This is a genomic window from Pseudomonas sp. B28(2017) (assembly GCF_002113025.1).
Lineage (GTDB): Bacteria > Pseudomonadota > Gammaproteobacteria > Pseudomonadales > Pseudomonadaceae > Aquipseudomonas.
In genome coordinates this window covers 182,313-199,847 of record NZ_NEJH01000009.1, presented here as the reverse complement: position 1 = coordinate 199,847, position 17,535 = coordinate 182,313, and the positions used below count along the sequence as shown (strand labels likewise).

The window sequence follows — 17,535 nt, the reverse complement described above, 5'->3', positions numbered from 1 at the left end:
TGCAGTAGCGAGTAATTAGTTGGTTTTGCGCAAGGCCGCATGCTGGGGGTTGAAGGTCAGCACGGCGAGCAGCGTGAACAGCAGCGTTAAACCCGCACACACCGCCAGCGCCAGCGGATTGAAGCGTTCATACAAGGCAAAGCGCACCAGTTCCACCGCATGGCTGAACGGGTTCAGGGCGCATAACCAGTACAGCCACTCGCTGGCCTCGCGCATCTTCCACAGCGGATACAGCGCCGATGACAGGAAAAACAGCGGGAAGATCACGAAATTCATCACCCCGGCAAAGTTCTCCAGCTGGCGGATCGCGTTCGACAGCAACAGGCCCAGTGCGCTGAGCATCAACGCCACCAGCAGCAGGGCCGGCAACGCCATCAACAGACCCAGGGCGGGTGGTCGCACGCCGTAAATCCAGGCAATCGCCAGAAACGCATACACCTGCAACAGCGAAATCAGTGAGGTGGCCAGCAGCTTGCTGCACAGCACGAAGGTGCGCGGCAGGGGGCTGGTCAACAGCACGCGCATGCTGCCCATCTCGCGGTCGTAGACCATCGACAGTGACCCCTGCATGCCGTTGAACAGCAGAATCATGCAGGCCAGCCCAGGAATGATGTAGACCTCATAGGGAATGTAGGTGTCGTAGGGCTCGATGATGGCGATCCCGAGCGCTGCGCGAAAACCGGCCGCGAATACCAGCAGCCACAGCAGTGGCCGCACCAGGGCACTGAGAAACCGCGTGCGTTGCAGTACGAAGCGCAGCCATTCGCGTAGCACGATGCCGCGCAAGCATTGCCAGTAAGCTGTCATTGCCTGGCTCCTGTGGTCGTCAGGCGGGTGAATGCCGAACCGAGGTCACCGCCGTGTTCCAGGCTCAGGGCAGCTGCCTGTCCGCTGGCCACCAGCCGGCCTTGATGGAGAATCAGCAAGTCGTCACTGGGCTGCACTTCGTCGAGCAGGTGAGTGGTCCAGAGCACGCTGATGCGCTCCTCTCGACACAGGCTGCGCAGGTGCTGATTGAGCGCCAGGCGACTTGCCGGGTCGAGGCCGATACTGGCTTCATCGAGCAGCAGCAGACGCGGCTCATGTAACAGGGCCCGGGCAATTTCTACACGCCGACGATGGCCGCCGTTGAGTTCACGCACCCGTTCGCGGCGGCGCTCGGTCAGGGCCTGGCGGGCCAGTTCGGCGTCGACCCGAAGGCCGCTCTGACGCCGGGACAGGCCATGCAGTGCCGCGTGATAACGCAGGTTCTGCTCGACGCTGAGGTCCAGGTCCAGCGTGCTTTGCTGGAACACCACACCCAATTGCCTGAGCGCCGGGCGTGCCGCGCTGCGCAATGAACAGCCACCGACGCGGATCTCGCCTTGCTGCAGATCATAGAGCCGGGTCAGCAGGGCAATCAGGGTCGACTTGCCTGCGCCGTTGGGCCCCAGCAGCGCGGCGAAACGCCCGGGTTCCAGGTTGAAACTCACCTTGCGCAAGGCCTCCCGAGTACCGTAGGCGAAGCTCAGGTCACTGACTTCAAGGGTGTTCATGGCGTCACCACCACGCCCCAGGGATAGCGCCCGACCTTCACCGACTTGCTGACCTTGAGGCTGTCGACATCGATCACCGAGACATCGCCGCTGACGCCGTTGGTGGCCAGCAATTGCTTCTGGTCCGGGGTGAACGCCATCTGCCAGACCCGTCGACCCACCAGCAGGTAATCGACAATTTCGAAGGTTCTGGCATCGATCACCGCGACGTGATTGGCCGGGCCAAGGGCGACGAAAGCGTATTTACCATCGGCGCTGAGCTTGATGCCCACCGGTTGCACCTTGTCCGGATGCACGCCCTTGATCTGGAAGTTCAGGGTCTTGAGGACGTTGCGGCTGGCCACGTCGAGAATGGTCACGGTGCCGCCGATTTCCGCCGAGGCCCAGAGCTTCGCGCCATCCGGGGAGAACTCGACGAAGCGCGGGCGCTGGTCCACCAGAGTGCTGTCGGCCAGGGTCTGGGTGCTGGTGTCGATCCAGTGCAGCATGTTGGTGGTTTCGCTGGTATTGACCGCCCACTTGCCGTCGGGGCTCACCGCCATGCCTTCGGGTTCGACGCCGACGTTGATCTGGCCGAGGACCTTGGAGGTTTCGGTGTCGATCACCGTGACCAGTGCATCGTCTTCGTTGGAGACATACAACCAGCGATTGTTCGGGTGCAGGGCGAATTGTTCAGGGTCTTTGCCCGAGGGCAATTCCTTGATGATCTTGCGCGTGGCCACGTCCATCACCTGGACCCGGTCCGAGTCACTGGCGCAGATGTACAACAGCTTGTGGTCATGGGACAGCAGCAGGCCGCGGGGGCGCTGGCCGACGGGCAGGGTGTCGGTGACTTGCAGGGTCTGCATGTCGATCAGGCTCAGGCTGTTGTCCTTTTCGTTGGAGACCCAGGCCGTGCTGGCGACCGCGTGACCGGCGGCGAGCAGCAGGATGCATGAAAGCAGGGTGCGGCGCATGGCAGTGTCCTTGTTGTAGTTGTTGTGTTCAGGGAAAGCGGCAGCTCACCTCGGATTTGTCGTAACCCAGGCTGTCCATCTCGTTGAACGGGTGCAAAAAGCCGTCCTGGGGTGACGTGCTGACCAGTGCCCGGGGCTGGACAATGGGAATCGGCTGGCGCAACTGGCCGTTCCACGGCCGATAGCTGAGCTTGCGGCCCTTGAATCCGTCGAGCGGCAACTGGTCGCTGATTTCAAGCGTACGGATCGCCATCGGCTCGGCCTGGCGCTGTTTGCTCACGGCGCTGGCGATACTGCGCACGGCCATCCAGGCCGCGAAATCGCGGTCGTTCATCCAGCGTCCGGTCAGGGCTTCGAAGCGTTTTTGCAGTTGCGCGGCGCCGTAGGTTTCCACGGTTTTGTGCCAGCCCACCGGGGTCAGGCCCTGGGTGCCGGCGACCGGGCGCGGGTACCAGGTCTGGTAGGGCACGTACTCACCGAAGTCGCCGCGTTCATCGGCCACCAGTACCACGTCGTACTCGGCGGTCTGAGTGAACAGCGGCATATCCGCCTGCGCGCTGCGGCGTTGGTCGTTATCAAAACTCCAGGTTTTTTCCGCCACCAGTTGCAGGCCGAAGCGCCTGGCGGCGCGGCGCAGGGCGGCGGCGTAGGCTTGATCGTCCGCCGTCGGGCCGACTATCAGCAGCGCCCGCTGCCATTTGCGCAGCACCAGAAACTGTACCAGTGCATCGGCGAGCATCGCCCGGCTCGGCAAGGTGTGCAGCACGTTCGGCAGGCAATCGGTGGTGCGCAGGTTGTCGTCCGGGCTGCCGGCGTTGAACAGCAGGCTGTCGGGCAGTGCGGCACTGAGCTGGCGCAGGCTGCCTGCGGGTGCGTTCACCACAAACAGGCGCAGACCTTGTTCATGCTGGGCCTTCGCCGCGTCGAGCAAGGCTTCGGGGCTGTCGACGCTGGCGCTGACCAGGCTGTAGCCGTGATTGAGAAAACGCCCGGTGCTGTTGCTGTCGGTGATCGCCAGTTCGGCGCCGCGCAGGCCGGCATCGGTGGGTTCGGGAATGACGTTCGACAGCAGCGGGCCAGGGTCGGGGCGATAACCCAGGTAGCCGATGCGCACCTGCAAGGGTGCATCCGCGGCCTGGCTATGCGTGGCCATGCCAGCGGCGCAGGCAATCGCCAGCAGATAGATCAGGGCATAAGGGGCAAGCTGGCGCATAAGGCTCTCCATGACCGGTAGCGCCAGCATAGGAAGCCTGTGGTGCAGTGAAAATATGCAGAAAGTACCGAAGGGCCAGTACCAAGGTAGTAGCCCGCCACGTACGGCGCAGTTCTAGCATGGGCAACCACGGCCATTGATCTGGAGGGGATTGACCATGCGTATCGTCAAAATACTGCTCCTGCCGTTTCTGCTGATCCTGACCCTGATCGGCGTCGACCGGCTCCACGGCCCGCGTCCGGAGTCCACCGATCGCCTTACGACCAAGGGAGTAGGTGGCGACCACCAAAGCAGCATGGGGCCTGTGCGCAGGGCTTTCTAAGATGAGCGCCATAGCCTCTGACAAGAGGTTTTGCGTGCAATCGTGAGGGCAGAACAATGACAACAAAACGCAACGCCTTGCTCGTGACCGGGCTGCTGGTCGGTCTTATCAGTGCAGGTTCCGTGTGGGCCCACGGCAACGTGGTACCCCAGGCCGTGGAAACCAAGGGACTGACGCCAGTCAAGGACGCGGGTGTGCAACTCGATGCCGACGGCTGGGCTGCGGTAAACCCTTATCGCACCGCCCCGGAACATGACAAGGCAGTGGAAATCGGCGCCTCGGCCTATACCCAGAACTGCGCGGCCTGCCATGGTCTGGAAGCCAAGTCCGGCGGCATCGCCCCCGACTTGCGCATGCTCGATGTCGGTGAGTCTGGCGATGAATGGTTCGCCGAACGGGTACGCCATGGCGCGGTGCGCGACGGTCGGGTCTACATGCCGAAGATGGCCGACTACCTGAGCCAGGAAGCTCTGTGGGCGGTGCGCACCTATCTGGACACTGTGCACGTCGAGGAGTGACCCATGCGCCTGCTCGCGGTGTTGATCAGCGCTCTGTGGTTGTGCTGCCAGCCGGTGCAGGCGCAGGTTCGCAACTACGACGAAATAATCGCCGCCGGTGAGCTGAAGGTGGCGGTCTACAAGGACTTCGCCCCCTACAGTTTCGAAAGCGCCGGAAAGCCCCAGGGGGTCGATGTTGAACTCGCCGAGGCCTTGGCCAAGGCACTCGGTGTGCGCCTGTCGCTGATCTGGGCACCGGCCGGGGAAAAGCTCGATGACGACCTGCGCGATTACATCTGGCGTGCCAGTGCCTTGCACAACCAGCAACTGGCCGACCTGATGATGCGCGTGCCCTACGACCGTGACTATGCGCAGAAGCGCAATGAGTTCGGCGAACTGGAAAATGGCCATGTGGTGATGTTCGGTCCGTACCAGAACGAACAATGGCAGGTGGCCTATGACCGTCGGCGGCTGGACAAGGTCGCCAGCGTCGCGGTGTTCGGGCAACACCCGATTGGCGTCGAAGTCGACAGCGTACCGTCGTTCTACCTGACCTCGGTGTTCAACGGCATGCTCGCCGGCAAGACTCATCACTATCCCGGCGTGCCCCAGGCGTTTGCCGCGATGAAGGCCGGTGAGGTTGACGCGGTGATGGCCATGCGCGGCGAGATCGACTGGCAGGTACACCTGGCCGCCGACCCACAAGTGGCGTTGGCGCAAAACGCCTACCCGAACATGGGCAAGCAGCTTTGGGAAATCGGCATGGCGGTGCACGAAAGCAACCGTCAACTGGCCTATGCCGTGGAAGAGGCGCTCGAAGGCCTGATCCGCGAGGGCTCGGTGAAGGCCATCTACGGCCATTACGGCCTGCGTTATGACGTGCCCGAGATGTATCAATAGGAGCAGGCGATGAAATGGCGAGGGAGTTGTCTGTTGGCCTGCTGGTTGAGCCTGGCGGCACAGGCCGCCGATATCGATCCCGGCAAGGATCCGGTGCCATCGGTGATGTGGACGTTCTATCACAAGCAGTTTCTTGGCAATGCACCGTTCGTTTTCGATGATCGGGTCAAGTTGCTGGCGCCGCCGTTTGCCGAAGATGCCCGGCAGGTGCCGCTGGAAATCGACGCCCGGGCGTTCAATGGCGAGGTGGTGAGGATCCTCGCCTGGGCAGAGCTGAACCCTTTACCGAAAATCGTCGACTTCCAGCCGCTGGGTTCCGTTATGCCCTGGCTGTCGTTGCGCATTCGCATCGAACAGGCCACGCCCTTGCGCGCGGCGGTGTTGACCCGTGACGGCTTGTGGCACGTCGGTTCGACCCTGATCGACGCGGCGGGTGGCGGTTGCACCGCGCCGAGCGTGGTACGCAGCCAGCCGGGATGGGAGGAGCACATCGGCGAAGTGCTCGGCGGGCGCTATTCCCGGGGCGAGTTCAGCCGTCTGCGTTTGCAGGTAGCCCATCCCATGGACAACGGCATGGTCAGCGGCATTCCGGAATTCTTCATCAACCATGCCGAGCTGCGCGACCGCAGCGACCAGGTGCTGGCCCGGCTGGAGCTGTTTCCCGCCGTCAGCGAAAACCCCAACCTGGCCTTCGACATCGTAGGGGCAGGGCAAACGCGCCTGTTACTACGGGACAACAGCGGCAATGAATTTGATGCATCGATTCCCTGACTCAAAGGAGCGTGGCATGCGCTGGATACTGCTGATGGTGTTGTGCGTCAGTCTGCCGACCCTGGCCGACCTCGAATACTCGCTCAAGCCCCGGCAGATCGCCCAGGACACCTGGTTGCTGGAGGGCAGCACCGATAATTTCGCCAAGGGCAACGGTGGCAACATCGTCAACACCGCGTTCATCGTGACTGAGCGCGGGGTGGTGGTCATCGATACCGGACCGTCGAAGCGTTATGGCGAGGCCATGCGCCGGGCCATTGCCGCCACTACGGACAAGCCGGTCGTCCAGGTTCTGCTGACCCATCATCACCCTGACCATGTGCTGGGCAACCAGGCTTTTACCGACGTGCCGATCGGCGCATTGGCCGGCACCGCCGAGCTGCTGAAAAAGCAGGGCGATGCCATGGCCGAGAACATGTATCGGCTGGTGGGGGACTGGATGCGTGGCACCGAAGTGGTGTTGCCGACGCAGACCCTCACACCCGGTGTGAAAAGTTTTGGGAATCACGATTTGCGTCTGCTGAGCCTGGGTGGGCATACGGGCGCGGATCTGGCTATTCTCGACCAGCGAACCGGTGTGCTGTTTGCCGGGGACCTGGTGTTTTATCAACGGGCGCTGACCACGCCCAACAGTCCCGGGCTGTCCGTGTGGCTGGCGGACATCGCGACCCTGCAAGGCTTGCCCTGGACGCTTGTCGTACCCGGCCATGGCCCGGTGGCAAGCGATCCACGACCCTTCGAGCAGATGCGCGATTACCTGACCTGGCTCGATCAGCTTATGCGCGACGGCGCCGCCAGTGGCAGCGACATGGCCGAGATGATCCGCAGCCCCATCCCCGAGCGTTTCGCCGGGGTCAACCTGAACCGATACGAGCTGATTCGCAGCGTCAGTCATTTGTACCCGCGTTACGAGCGCGGGCAGATGACGCGGGTGGATTCCGCCAGCAAATAGTCGCCCCAGATCCCCTGTAGGAGCGAGCCTGCTCGCGATGGACGTTAACGATAACGCGAGCTGCCTGGATGAACGCGGTGGTCTGACGTTTTTCGCGAGCAGGCTCGCTCCTACAGGGGCCGGTGTCATTCACAAAATCGAGTGTCTATCTCACTCGACCCGCTACCAAGGAACTAGAAAACTCCACATTGCGGGCAATTGTTGCCAGGGCGGCGGCGCCCAAGAATCTGCACCAGACCGGGAAAATTTCCCGGGCATAACAAAAATTGCAGAGGAAGCCGTCATGACTCAACCCGCACGTCGCCAGCCCTTCGTCCTGAGCCTGCTGCTCAGTGCCATGCTGTTGTCCGGCCAGGCATTGGCCGGGGTTTCCGACCAGGACATTCTCCAGGACCCGAAGAATCCCGAGCAGGTCGTGACCAACGGCCTGGGTGTCCAGGGCCAGCGTTACAGCCCGCTGGACATCCTCAATGTCGACAACGTCAAGGAGCTGCGACCGGCCTGGGCGTTTTCCTTCGGTGGTGAAAAGCAGCGTGGCCAGCAAGCGCAGCCGATGGTCAAGGACGGCGTGATGTACATGACCGGTTCCTATTCGCGGGTGTTCGCCGTGGATGCGCGCACCGGCAAGAAGCTCTGGCAATACGATGCGCGCCTGCCGGATGACATACGCCCCTGCTGCGACGTGATCAACCGTGGCGTCGCGCTGTATGGCGACCTGGTGATTTTCGGCACCCTCGACGCCAAGCTCGTGGCGCTGAACAAGGACACCGGCAAGGTGGTCTGGAGCAAGAAAGTCGCCGACCACAAGGACGGCTACTCGATCAGCGCCGCGCCGTTGGTGATCAACGGCAAACTGATTACCGGCGTGGCCGGTGGCGAGTTCGGCGTGGTGGGCAAGATCGAGGCCTACGACCCGAAAAACGGTGACCTGCTGTGGACCCGACCGACGGTCGAAGGCCATATGGGTTACGTCTACAAGGACGGCAAAGCAGTGGAAAACGGCATCTCCGGTGGCGAGGCGGGCAAGACCTGGCCCGGCGATCTCTGGAAAACCGGCGGCGCGGCCCCTTGGCTTGGCGGCTATTACGACCCGGAAACCAACCTGCTGCTGTTCGGTACCGGCAACCCGGCGCCGTGGAACTCGCACCTGCGCCCTGGCGACAACCTCTACTCCTCATCGCGCCTGGCACTCAATCCGGATGACGGCACCATCAAGTGGCACTTCCAGAGCACACCCCACGACGGTTGGGACTACGACGGCGTGAACGAGCTGGTGTCGTTCAATTACAGCGAAGGCGGTAAAGAGATCAAGGCAGCGGCCACTGCCGACCGTAACGGTTTCTTCTACGTGCTGGATCGTACCAATGGCAAATTCATCCGTGGCTTCCCGTTCGTGGACAAGATCACCTGGGCCACCGGCCTGGATAAAACCGGCCGGCCGATCTACAACGAAGCCAGCCGTCCCGGTGCCCCGGGTTCCGAAGCCAAGGGCAGTTCGGTCTTCGTGGCGCCGGCGTTCCTCGGTGCGAAAAACTGGATGCCGATGGCTTACAACAAAGACACCGGGCTGTTCTATGTGCCGTCCAACGAATGGGGCATGGACATCTGGAACGAAGGCATCGCCTACAAGAAAGGCGCGGCGTTCCTCGGTGCCGGATTCACCATCAAGCCATTGAACGAAGACTACATCGGCGTGTTGCGGGCCATCGATCCGAAAACCGGCAAGGAAGTCTGGCGCCACAAGAACTACGCGCCGCTGTGGGGCGGGGTGCTGACCACCAAGGGCAACCTGGTGTTCACCGGTACGCCTGAAGGATTCCTGCAGGCGTTCAACGCCAAGACGGGCGAGAAGGTCTGGGAGTTCCAGACCGGCTCCGGTGTGCTCGGCTCGCCCGTGACCTGGGAAATGGACGGCGAACAGTATGTCTCGGTGCTCTCCGGCTGGGGCGGCGCCGTACCGTTGTGGGGGGGCGAAGTGGCCAAGCGGGTGAAGGACTTCAACCAGGGCGGCATGCTCTGGACCTTCAAGCTGCCCAAGGACCTCGTCGCCAGACACTGATCCACCACAAACCTGTAGGAGCGAGCCTGCTCGCGATGAACCTGAGAACACCGAGGGGTGTCAGGTGCCCAGCGATTTCGTTGACGACCATCGTCGGAACACCGCCCGGAGCAAGCTCGCTCCTACGACCAAATAACGAGAGCCCCTCCTGCCAACGATGCATTCGTCTGGCACACGGGGCTCTCTAGTATCGGCTCATCGCCTGTCAGAACGACAGGCTCCGACCCAGACAGAGGCCCATCATGATCTACGCACAACCCGGAACCCCAGGTGCCGTCATTACCTTCAAGCCGCGCTACGGCAACTTCATCGGCGGCGAATTCGTCGCGCCGGTCAATGGCGAGTACTTCACCAATACCTCGCCGGTCAACGGCGAAGTGATTGCCGAATTCCCGCGCTCCAGCGCTGCCGACATCGACAAGGCCCTGGATGCTGCCCATGCCGCCGCCGACGCCTGGGGCAAGACCTCGGCCCAGGAGCGCTCCCTGGTGCTGCTGAAAATCGCCGATCGCATCGAGCAGAACCTTGAGGTCCTGGCCGTCACCGAAACCTGGGACAACGGCAAGGCCGTGCGCGAAACCCTCAACGCCGACGTGCCGCTGGCAGCCGACCATTTCCGCTACTTCGCCGGCTGCATCCGCGCCCAGGAAGGCGGCGTCGCCGAGATCAACGAGCTGACCACGGCCTATCACTTCCATGAGCCGCTGGGCGTGGTCGGGCAGATCATTCCGTGGAACTTCCCGCTGTTGATGGCCGCCTGGAAACTCGCCCCGGCCCTGGCTGCGGGCAACTGCATCGTGCTCAAACCGGCCGAGCAGACGCCGCTGTCGATCATGGTCTTCGCTGAGCTCATCGCCGACCTGCTGCCGGCCGGCGTACTGAACATCGTCCAGGGCTTCGGTCGCGAAGCCGGTGAAGCGCTGGCCACCAGCAAGCGCATCGCCAAGATCGCCTTCACCGGTTCGACCCCGGTGGGCGCGCACATCATGCATTGCGCCGCCGAGAACATCATTCCCAGCACCGTCGAACTGGGCGGCAAGTCGCCGAACATCTTCTTCGAAGACATCATGAGCGCGGAGCCTGCGTTCATCGAAAAAGCCGCCGAAGGCCTGGTGCTGGCGTTCTTCAACCAGGGCGAAGTCTGCACCTGCCCGTCCCGGGCACTGGTGCAGGAGTCGATCTACGAGCCGTTCATGGCCGAGGTGATGAAGAAGATCGTCAAGATCAAGCGCGGCAACCCGCTGGACACCGAGACCATGGTCGGCGCCCAGGCTTCCGAGCAGCAGTACGACAAGATCCTCTCGTACCTGACCATCGCACGGGAGGAGGGCGCCGAGCTGCTCACCGGTGGTGCGGCCGAACGCCTGGAGGGCGACCTGTCCAGCGGCTATTACATCCAGCCAACGCTGCTCAAGGGGCACAACAAGATGCGCGTGTTCCAGGAAGAAATCTTCGGCCCGGTGGTGGGTGTCACCACCTTCAAGGACGAGGCTGAAGCCCTGGCCATCGCCAACGACAGCGAGTTCGGCCTCGGCGCCGGCCTGTGGACCCGCGACATCAACCGCGCCTACCGAATGGGCCGGGCGATCAAGGCCGGTCGTGTGTGGACCAACTGCTACCACCTGTACCCGGCGCACGCGGCGTTTGGTGGCTACAAGAAGTCCGGCGTCGGTCGGGAAACCCACAAGATGATGCTCGATCACTATCAACAGACCAAAAACCTGCTGGTGAGCTACGACATCAATCCGCTGGGGTTCTTCTGATTTCGCAAGAACACTGAAAAACCTGTGGGAGCGAGCTTGCTCCCACATGAGGACGTGGGGCTCTGGAAACTTGCGAAACACCCCCTACCAAATCACCCCCAAAGCTCCTTCGAAAGTAGCATTCGGGCACTCGACGCCCCGTGCATTAATGGCATTACCGGAATCACCCGGGCACAAGAAGAGGAATGACCCATGTGGACTAAACCTGCGTTTACCGATCTGCGCATTGGCTTCGAAGTGACGATGTATTTCGCCAACCGTTGATTGATCACCCGGCCAGCCGATGCGTTGGCCGGGCCTGCCTTCCGGAGCATCTGCCATGTACATCCGCGTTCTCGGTTCCGCAGCCGGCGGTGGCTTCCCCCAGTGGAACTGCAATTGCCGCCAGTGCGCCGGCGTGCGCAATGGCAGCCTCCAGGCACAGCGCCGTACGCAGTCGTCGATTGCCCTGAGTGACGACGGTGTGGCCTGGGTGCTGTGCAACGCTTCACCGGACATTCGCGCGCAACTCGAGAGTTTTGCGCCCTTGCAACCGGCGCGGCGACTGCGTGACAGCGCCATCGCCGGCATCGTGCTGCTGGACAGCCAGATCGACCATTGCACCGGTTTGCTCAGTCTGCGCGAAGGCTGCCCGCATGCGGTGTGGTGCACCGAGCGCGTGCATCAGGACCTGAGCAGTGGTTTCCCGTTGTTCGAGATGCTTGGGCATTGGAACGGCGGATTGCAATGGCAACCGGTCGGCCTCGATCGCCAGCCGTTCGGCATCCCGGCCTGCGAGCATTTGCAATTTCGCGCGATTCCCCTGGTAAGCAACGCGCCGCCGTATTCGCCCAATCGCGGCAACCCGCAACCGGGCGACACCATTGGCCTGTTCATTGAAGACCTGCGCAACGGCGCCTCGCTGTTCTATGCACCGGGCCTCGGCCGAATCGACGATGAAGTGCTGGGCTGGATGCAGCGTGCCGATTGCCTGCTGCTGGACGGCACCCTGTGGCGAGACGATGAGATGCGTCTCTGCGAAGTCGGCCAGAGCCTGGGCAGCGAAATGGGGCACCTTGCACAAAGCGGCCCCGGCGGGATGCTTGAAGTGCTGGAGGGTTTCAACCGTCAGCGCAAGGTGCTGATTCACATCAACAACACCAATCCGATCCTTGATGAAAACTCGGCCGAGCGGGCACTGCTGGAGCGGCGGGGGATCGAAGTGGCTTATGACGGCATGGGTATTGAGTTGTAGTCGATAGCCCCTTCGCGAGCAGGCTCGCTCCCACAGGGGGGGCACCGAATATTCAATGTGGGAGCGAGTCTGCTCGCGAAGGGGCCACACCAGACACCCGAGGGTTTCCAGGAGAACCACAATGACCGACATCCCGATGTCCGCCGCCGAATTCGAAGTTGCCCTGCGCGCCAAGGGCGCCTATTACCATATCCATCATCCGTTCCACCAAGCCATGTACACCGGACGTGCCAGCCGCGAGCAGATCCAGGGCTGGGTCGCCAATCGTTTCTATTACCAGGTCAACATTCCCCTGAAAGACGCCGCGATCCTGGCCAACTGCCCGGACCGTGACGTGCGCCGGGAATGGCTGCAACGGATTCTCGACCATGACGGCGTCCCGGGTACCGAGGGCGGTATCGAAGCCTGGCTGCGCCTGGGCGAAGCGGTGGGACTGGATCGCGAGCGGATTCTGTCCCAGGAACTGGTGTTGCCAGGGGTGCGATTTGCGGTGGACGCCTACGTCAATTTCGCCCGTCGCGCCTGCTGGCAGGAAGCGGCCAGCAGTTCGCTGACCGAACTCTTTGCCCCGCAGATCCATCAATCGCGACTCGACGCCTGGCCCACCCATTACCCGTGGATCGACGTCGCAGGCTACGACTATTTCCGCACGCGCCTGAGCCAGGCGCGGCGCGATGTCGAGCATGGCTTGCGCATCACCCTGGCGCACTATGTAACGGCCGCGGGGCAACGACGCATGCTGGAGATTCTGCAATTCAAGCTCGACGTGCTGTGGAGCATGCTCGATGCCATGAGCATGGCCTTTGAGCTTGCGCGCCCGCCGTATCATACGGTCACCGGCGACAACGTCTGGCATCGGGGGATCGCCCTGTGAGCCTGATCAATCGCCAGCAGTCACCGGCCTTGCGTCGCGGTTTTCGTCTGCAATGGGAACCCCGTCAGGGCTGCCATGTGCTGCTGTACCCCGAAGGCATGATCAAGCTCAACAGCAGTGCCGGACAGATTCTCGACCTGGTGGACGGCCAGCGCAGCGTGGCGGCGATCATTGATCGATTGAGCGCGAATTTCCCCGGTGTACCGGGGATCGACGAAGACGTGCTGGCGTTTCTGGAGGTGGCCCATGCGCAATTCTGGATCGAGTGAGACGCAGCCCGGACCGCCGTTGTGGCTGCTCGCCGAGCTGACCTACCGCTGCCCGCTGCAATGTCCCTATTGCTCCAACCCACTGGACTTTGCCCGGCACGGTGCAGAACTGAGTACCGCCGAATGGATCCGGGTGTTCCGGCAGGCGCGTGAAATGGGCGCGGCACAACTGGGTTTTTCCGGCGGCGAACCATTGGTTCGCCAGGACCTCGCCGAACTGATCAAGGCTGCCCGGGACATGGGCTACTACACCAACCTGATCACCTCCGGCATCGGCCTGACCGAGCAGAAGGTGCGCGACTTCAAGGTGGCCGGGCTGGACCATATCCAGATCAGTTTCCAGGCCGCCGACGAAGCGGTGAACAACATGCTGGCCGGTTCGCGCAAGGCCTTCGCCCAGAAACTCGCGATGGCCAGGGCGGTGAAAGCCCAAGGCTATCCGATGGTGCTGAACTTCGTCACCCATCGGCACAACATCGACCGGATCGCGCAGATCATCGAGCTGTGCCTGGAACTGGAAGCGGACTTTGTCGAACTGGCTACGTGCCAGTTCTATGGCTGGGCCGAACTCAATCGCGTCGGCTTGCTGCCGACCCGCGAACAACTGCAACGGGCCGAGCGCATCACCAACGAATATCGCCAGCGACTTGAGGCACAGGGCCATCCCTGCAAGCTGATCTTCGTCACCCCGGACTACTACGAAGAGCGTCCCAAGACCTGCATGAACGGCTGGGCCAATCTGTTTCTCGACATCACCCCCGATGGCACGGCGTTACCTTGTCACAGCGCCCGGCAATTGCCGGTACAGTTTCCCAACGTGCGGGAACACAGCATCGAGCACATCTGGAACGACTCGTTCGGCTTCAACCGTTTTCGCGGCGATGACTGGATGAAGGAGCCGTGCCGCTCCTGTGACGAAAAGCACAAGGACCTGGGGGGCTGCCGCTGCCAGGCGTTCATGCTGACCGGCGATGCCGGCAATGCCGACCCGGTGTGCAGCAAGTCGCCGCACCATGGCGTCATTCTCAAGGCCCGGGAGGAGGCTGAGCTGCCGGGGCTGGGGATGGAACACCTGACGCTGCGCAACGAGAAGGCTTCGCAGTTGATCTACCGCGGGTGAATCGAAAAGGTACGACCGACGCAGAATGTGAGTACACCCCAGGCAGTGCTACCCATTGGTCTGATTGCATTCGCAGCTGGATGGTTTAGTGTGGCTTTTACCTTCCAAAACAATAAAAACAGGCTTTCCGATGAGCCAGAGTCTCAACCAGCTGCGTAAATTCGTTTCGCCTGAAATCATCTTCGGTGCCGGTAGCCGGCACAATGTCGGCAACTATGCCAAGACCTTTGGCGCGCGCAAGGTCCTGGTGGTCAGCGATCCCGGCGTGATTGCCGCCGGCTGGGTCGCCGATGTAGAAGCCAGCCTGCAGGCGCTGGGCATCGAATACTGCCTTTACAGCGATGTTTCGCCCAACCCGCGGGTCGAAGAGGTGATGCGCGGCGCCGAGCTGTACCGGGAAAACCACTGCGACGTGATCGTCGCCGTCGGTGGCGGCAGCCCGATGGACTGCGGCAAGGGCATCGGCATCGTCGTCGCCCATGGCCGCAGCATTCTCGAATTCGAGGGCGTGGACACCATCCGTGTGCCCAGCCCGCCGCTGATCCTGATTCCGACCACTGCCGGCACCTCGGCCGACGTCTCGCAATTCGTGATCATTTCCAACCAGCAGGAACGCATGAAGTTCTCCATCGTCAGCAAGGCGGTGGTGCCGGACGTTTCGCTGATCGACCCGGAAACCACCCTGAGCATGGATCCGTTCCTGTCGGCCTGTACAGGCATCGACGCGTTGGTGCATGCCATTGAAGCTTTCGTGTCCACCGGCCACGGGCCGCTGACCGACCCTCACGCGTTGGAGGCGATGCGCCTGATCAATGGCAACCTGGTGCAAATGATCGCCAACCCGACCGACATCGCCCTGCGCGAGAAGATCATGCTCGGCAGCATGCAGGCCGGCCTGGCATTTTCCAACGCAATCCTGGGCGCCGTGCATGCCATGTCCCACAGCCTCGGCGGCTTTCTCGACCTGCCTCACGGCCTGTGCAACGCGGTGCTTGTCGAGCACGTGGTGGCCTTCAATTACAACTCGGCGCCGGAGCGCTTCAAGGTGATCGCCGAGACCTTCGGCATCGACTGCCGAGGCCTGAATCACCGGCAGATCTGCGGGCGTCTGGTCGAACACCTGATCGCCCTCAAGCACGCCATCGGCTTTCACGAAACCCTCGGTTTGCATGGTGTCAGGACCTCGGACATTCCGTTCCTGTCGCAACATGCCATGGACGATCCGTGCATCCTGACCAACCCGCGCGAATCCAGCCAGCGTGATGTCGAGGTCGTCTATGGCGAAGCCCTCTGACGAGCAACAACGGGCCCTGGCCGGGCTGCTGGGGCTGGGCAGCCATTCGGCCCGCAAGAGTCATTACCCGGAACTGGCAGCGCGCCTGGATGATCTGGAAGCCGAGCGTAACCGCTACAAGTGGCTGTTCGAAAACGCGGTGCACGGGATCTTCCAGGCCAGCCTGCACGATGGCATGCGCGCCGCCAACCCGGCGCTGGCACGCATGCTTGGCTACCAGGACCCGCAGGAGGTGCAGTTCTCCCTGACCGACCTGGCGAGCACCCTGTTTGTCGACGGCGCGCAGGAGCTGGAAAACATCGGCGAGATCCTCAGGCACCAGCGCAGCCTTCACGGCTATGAAACCCGCTTGCGCCGCAAGGACGGCAGTCACCTCGATGTGTTGATGAACCTGCTGCTCAAGCCCGGCCAGGAAGGGCTGGTGGAGGGGTTCGTTTCCGATATCACCGAGCGCAAACAGGCCCAGCGACGCCTGCAGCAACTCAATGACGAACTGGAGCTGCGCGTCGTCGCGCGCACCAATGAACTGCTCGAAGCCAACCGTAACCTTCAGCAACAGATCATCCAGCGTAAACAGATCGCCGAGGCCTTGCGCGACGCTCGCGATGCCGCCGAGGCCGCCAATCACAGCAAGGACAAATACCTCGCCGCCGCCAGCCACGACCTGCTGCAACCGCTGAATGCTGCACGGTTGCTGATTTCGACCTTGCGCGAACGCAAGTTGCCGGAAACCGAACAGGTGCTGGTGGAACGCACACACCAGGCCTTGGAAGGGGCCGAAGACCTGCTGACGGATCTGCTCGACATTTCCCGGCTCGACCAGGCCGCGGTCAAGCCGGACATCGCGCCATACCGCCTCGACGAACTGCTCGGGCCGCTGGTCTCGGAGTTTCAGTCCGTCGCGCAGGCGGCCGGCTTGAACCTGCGGGTGCGCATGGCCGATTACGCCATCAGCACCGACTTGCGTCTGATGACACGGATCCTGCGCAATTTCCTCAGCAATGCCTGCCGCTACACCGATGAAGGCAGCATCCTGCTGGGGGCAAGGCGTCGAGGCGAGATGTTACGCCTGGAGGTCTGGGACACCGGGCGTGGCATCGCCGCAGACCGGCTCGATTCGATCTTCCTCGAGTTCAACCAGCTGGACGTCGGCCGTGCCGCTGACCGCAAGGGCGTGGGCCTGGGGCTGGCGATTGTCGAGCGCATCGCCAAGATCCTTGGCTATAAAGTCGGCGTGTACTCGTTGCCGGGGCGTGGGTCGATGTTCAGCATCGAGGTACCGATTTCCCGCGAGGTGCCGTTACCCGTGAGCCAGGCGGTGCCACAACCGGGTACCGGCAACCCGCTGCCGGGCCGCCGTCTGCTGGTGATCGACAACGAAGTGAGCATTCTCGAAAGCATGAGCGCGTTGCTCGGACAGTGGGGCTGCGACGTTCTGACCGCCACCGATGAAGCGTCTGCGCTGGCGACGTTACGCGGGCAGGCGCCGGAGCTGATTCTCGCGGACTATCATCTCGATCACGCGGTGGTCGGCTGTGATGTGGTGCGACATTTGCGCGAGCATTTCCATCAGAACATACCCGCGGTGATCATCACTGCCGACCGTACCGATCATTGTCGGCGTGCGTTACAGCGGCTCAACTCACCGTTGCTGAACAAGCCGGTGAGGCCCGGCAAATTGCGAGCGGTGTTGAGTCAACTGTTGGGGACATCTGCCTGAAGCGGCCGATACTGCAGGGTGAAACCCGGCTCGGTGGACTGACCTTGTTCCAGTAA

18 protein-coding genes are annotated in these 17,535 nt (G+C 62.3%); 14 read left to right on the top strand and 4 right to left on the bottom strand.

Features of this window, described 5'->3' with window-relative positions:
• Positions 1 to 15: 15 nt before the first annotated feature.
• Genes CAF65_RS21450 through CAF65_RS21435 form a run of 4 tightly spaced genes read right to left on the bottom strand, consistent with a single transcriptional unit; the run spans position 16 to position 3,704 of the window.
• Positions 16 to 807 carry an ABC transporter permease gene (locus CAF65_RS21450; RefSeq protein WP_085718096.1) on the bottom strand — a complete coding sequence of 264 codons (792 nt, stop codon included), beginning with the start codon at positions 805 to 807 and terminating at the stop codon, positions 16 to 18.
• Entirely contained in the window at positions 804 to 1,535 is a 732-nt protein-coding gene (locus CAF65_RS21445; protein WP_085718095.1) for an ATP-binding cassette domain-containing protein, read from the bottom strand. Before CAF65_RS21445 ends, CAF65_RS21450 begins: the two co-directional genes overlap by 4 nt.
• On the bottom strand, positions 1,532 to 2,491 hold the full coding sequence (locus tag CAF65_RS21440) for a YVTN family beta-propeller repeat protein (protein WP_085718094.1): 960 nt from the start codon (positions 2,489 to 2,491) through the stop codon (positions 1,532 to 1,534). Before CAF65_RS21440 ends, CAF65_RS21445 begins: the two co-directional genes overlap by 4 nt.
• A 28-nt stretch (positions 2,492 to 2,519) precedes the next feature.
• Entirely contained in the window at positions 2,520 to 3,704 is a 1,185-nt protein-coding gene (locus tag CAF65_RS21435; protein ID WP_085718093.1) for an ABC transporter substrate-binding protein, read from the bottom strand.
• A gap of 157 nt (positions 3,705 to 3,861) precedes the next feature.
• Between CAF65_RS21435 and CAF65_RS28515 the strand changes: the two genes are divergently transcribed.
• The 14 genes from CAF65_RS28515 to CAF65_RS21370 all read left to right on the top strand — a co-directional run bounded on the left by CAF65_RS28515 (position 3,862) and on the right by CAF65_RS21370 (position 17,479).
• On the top strand, positions 3,862 to 4,026 hold the full coding sequence (locus CAF65_RS28515; RefSeq protein ID WP_178076730.1) for a hypothetical protein: 165 nt from the start codon (positions 3,862 to 3,864) through the stop codon (positions 4,024 to 4,026).
• Positions 4,027 to 4,082: 56 nt separating this feature from the next.
• Positions 4,083 to 4,544 (top strand): cytochrome c-550 PedF, encoded by a 462-nt coding sequence (gene pedF / locus CAF65_RS21430; protein ID WP_085718092.1) that lies wholly within the window; start codon positions 4,083 to 4,085, stop codon positions 4,542 to 4,544.
• 3 nt (positions 4,545 to 4,547) lie between these two features.
• Positions 4,548 to 5,423: an ABC transporter substrate-binding protein gene (locus tag CAF65_RS21425; RefSeq protein ID WP_085718091.1), complete on the top strand. Its 876-nt coding sequence runs from the start codon at positions 4,548 to 4,550 to the stop codon at positions 5,421 to 5,423.
• A gap of 9 nt (positions 5,424 to 5,432) precedes the next feature.
• Positions 5,433 to 6,194 carry a quinoprotein dehydrogenase-associated SoxYZ-like carrier gene (locus CAF65_RS21420; protein ID WP_085718090.1) on the top strand — a complete coding sequence of 254 codons (762 nt, stop codon included), beginning with the start codon at positions 5,433 to 5,435 and terminating at the stop codon, positions 6,192 to 6,194.
• 16 nt (positions 6,195 to 6,210) lie between these two features.
• On the top strand, positions 6,211 to 7,146 hold the full coding sequence (locus tag CAF65_RS21415; protein WP_085718089.1) for a quinoprotein relay system zinc metallohydrolase 1: 936 nt from the start codon (positions 6,211 to 6,213) through the stop codon (positions 7,144 to 7,146).
• A gap of 283 nt (positions 7,147 to 7,429) precedes the next feature.
• Positions 7,430 to 9,205 (top strand): PQQ-dependent methanol/ethanol family dehydrogenase, encoded by a 1,776-nt coding sequence (locus CAF65_RS21410; RefSeq protein ID WP_085718088.1) that lies wholly within the window; start codon positions 7,430 to 7,432, stop codon positions 9,203 to 9,205.
• A gap of 242 nt (positions 9,206 to 9,447) precedes the next feature.
• Entirely contained in the window at positions 9,448 to 10,968 is a 1,521-nt protein-coding gene (locus tag CAF65_RS21405) for an aldehyde dehydrogenase family protein (RefSeq protein ID WP_085718087.1), read from the top strand.
• Positions 10,969 to 11,160: 192 nt separating this feature from the next.
• The gene (gene pqqA / locus CAF65_RS21400; protein ID WP_003253598.1) at positions 11,161 to 11,232 is read left to right on the top strand and encodes a pyrroloquinoline quinone precursor peptide PqqA; all 72 of its coding nucleotides are present in this window, start codon (positions 11,161 to 11,163) and stop codon (positions 11,230 to 11,232) included.
• Positions 11,233 to 11,287: 55 nt separating this feature from the next.
• Positions 11,288 to 12,202: a pyrroloquinoline quinone biosynthesis protein PqqB gene (pqqB, locus tag CAF65_RS21395; RefSeq protein WP_085718086.1), complete on the top strand. Its 915-nt coding sequence runs from the start codon at positions 11,288 to 11,290 to the stop codon at positions 12,200 to 12,202.
• 121 nt (positions 12,203 to 12,323) lie between these two features.
• Entirely contained in the window at positions 12,324 to 13,076 is a 753-nt protein-coding gene (gene pqqC, locus CAF65_RS21390; protein ID WP_085718085.1) for a pyrroloquinoline-quinone synthase PqqC, read from the top strand.
• Positions 13,073 to 13,345 carry a pyrroloquinoline quinone biosynthesis peptide chaperone PqqD gene (gene pqqD / locus CAF65_RS21385; protein WP_085718084.1) on the top strand — a complete coding sequence of 91 codons (273 nt, stop codon included), beginning with the start codon at positions 13,073 to 13,075 and terminating at the stop codon, positions 13,343 to 13,345. Before pqqC ends, pqqD begins: the two co-directional genes overlap by 4 nt.
• A complete protein-coding gene (pqqE, locus tag CAF65_RS21380; protein ID WP_085718083.1) occupies positions 13,323 to 14,465 on the top strand; it encodes a pyrroloquinoline quinone biosynthesis protein PqqE in 1,143 nt (380 codons plus the stop codon). Before pqqD ends, pqqE begins: the two co-directional genes overlap by 23 nt.
• A gap of 130 nt (positions 14,466 to 14,595) precedes the next feature.
• Positions 14,596 to 15,759, top strand: a complete 1,164-nt coding sequence (ercA, locus tag CAF65_RS21375; RefSeq protein WP_085718082.1) for an alcohol dehydrogenase-like regulatory protein ErcA — start codon at positions 14,596 to 14,598, stop codon at positions 15,757 to 15,759.
• Entirely contained in the window at positions 15,743 to 17,479 is a 1,737-nt protein-coding gene (locus CAF65_RS21370; protein WP_085718081.1) for a NahK/ErcS family hybrid sensor histidine kinase/response regulator, read from the top strand. Before ercA ends, CAF65_RS21370 begins: the two co-directional genes overlap by 17 nt.
• The last annotated feature ends 56 nt before the right edge of the window (positions 17,480 to 17,535 follow it).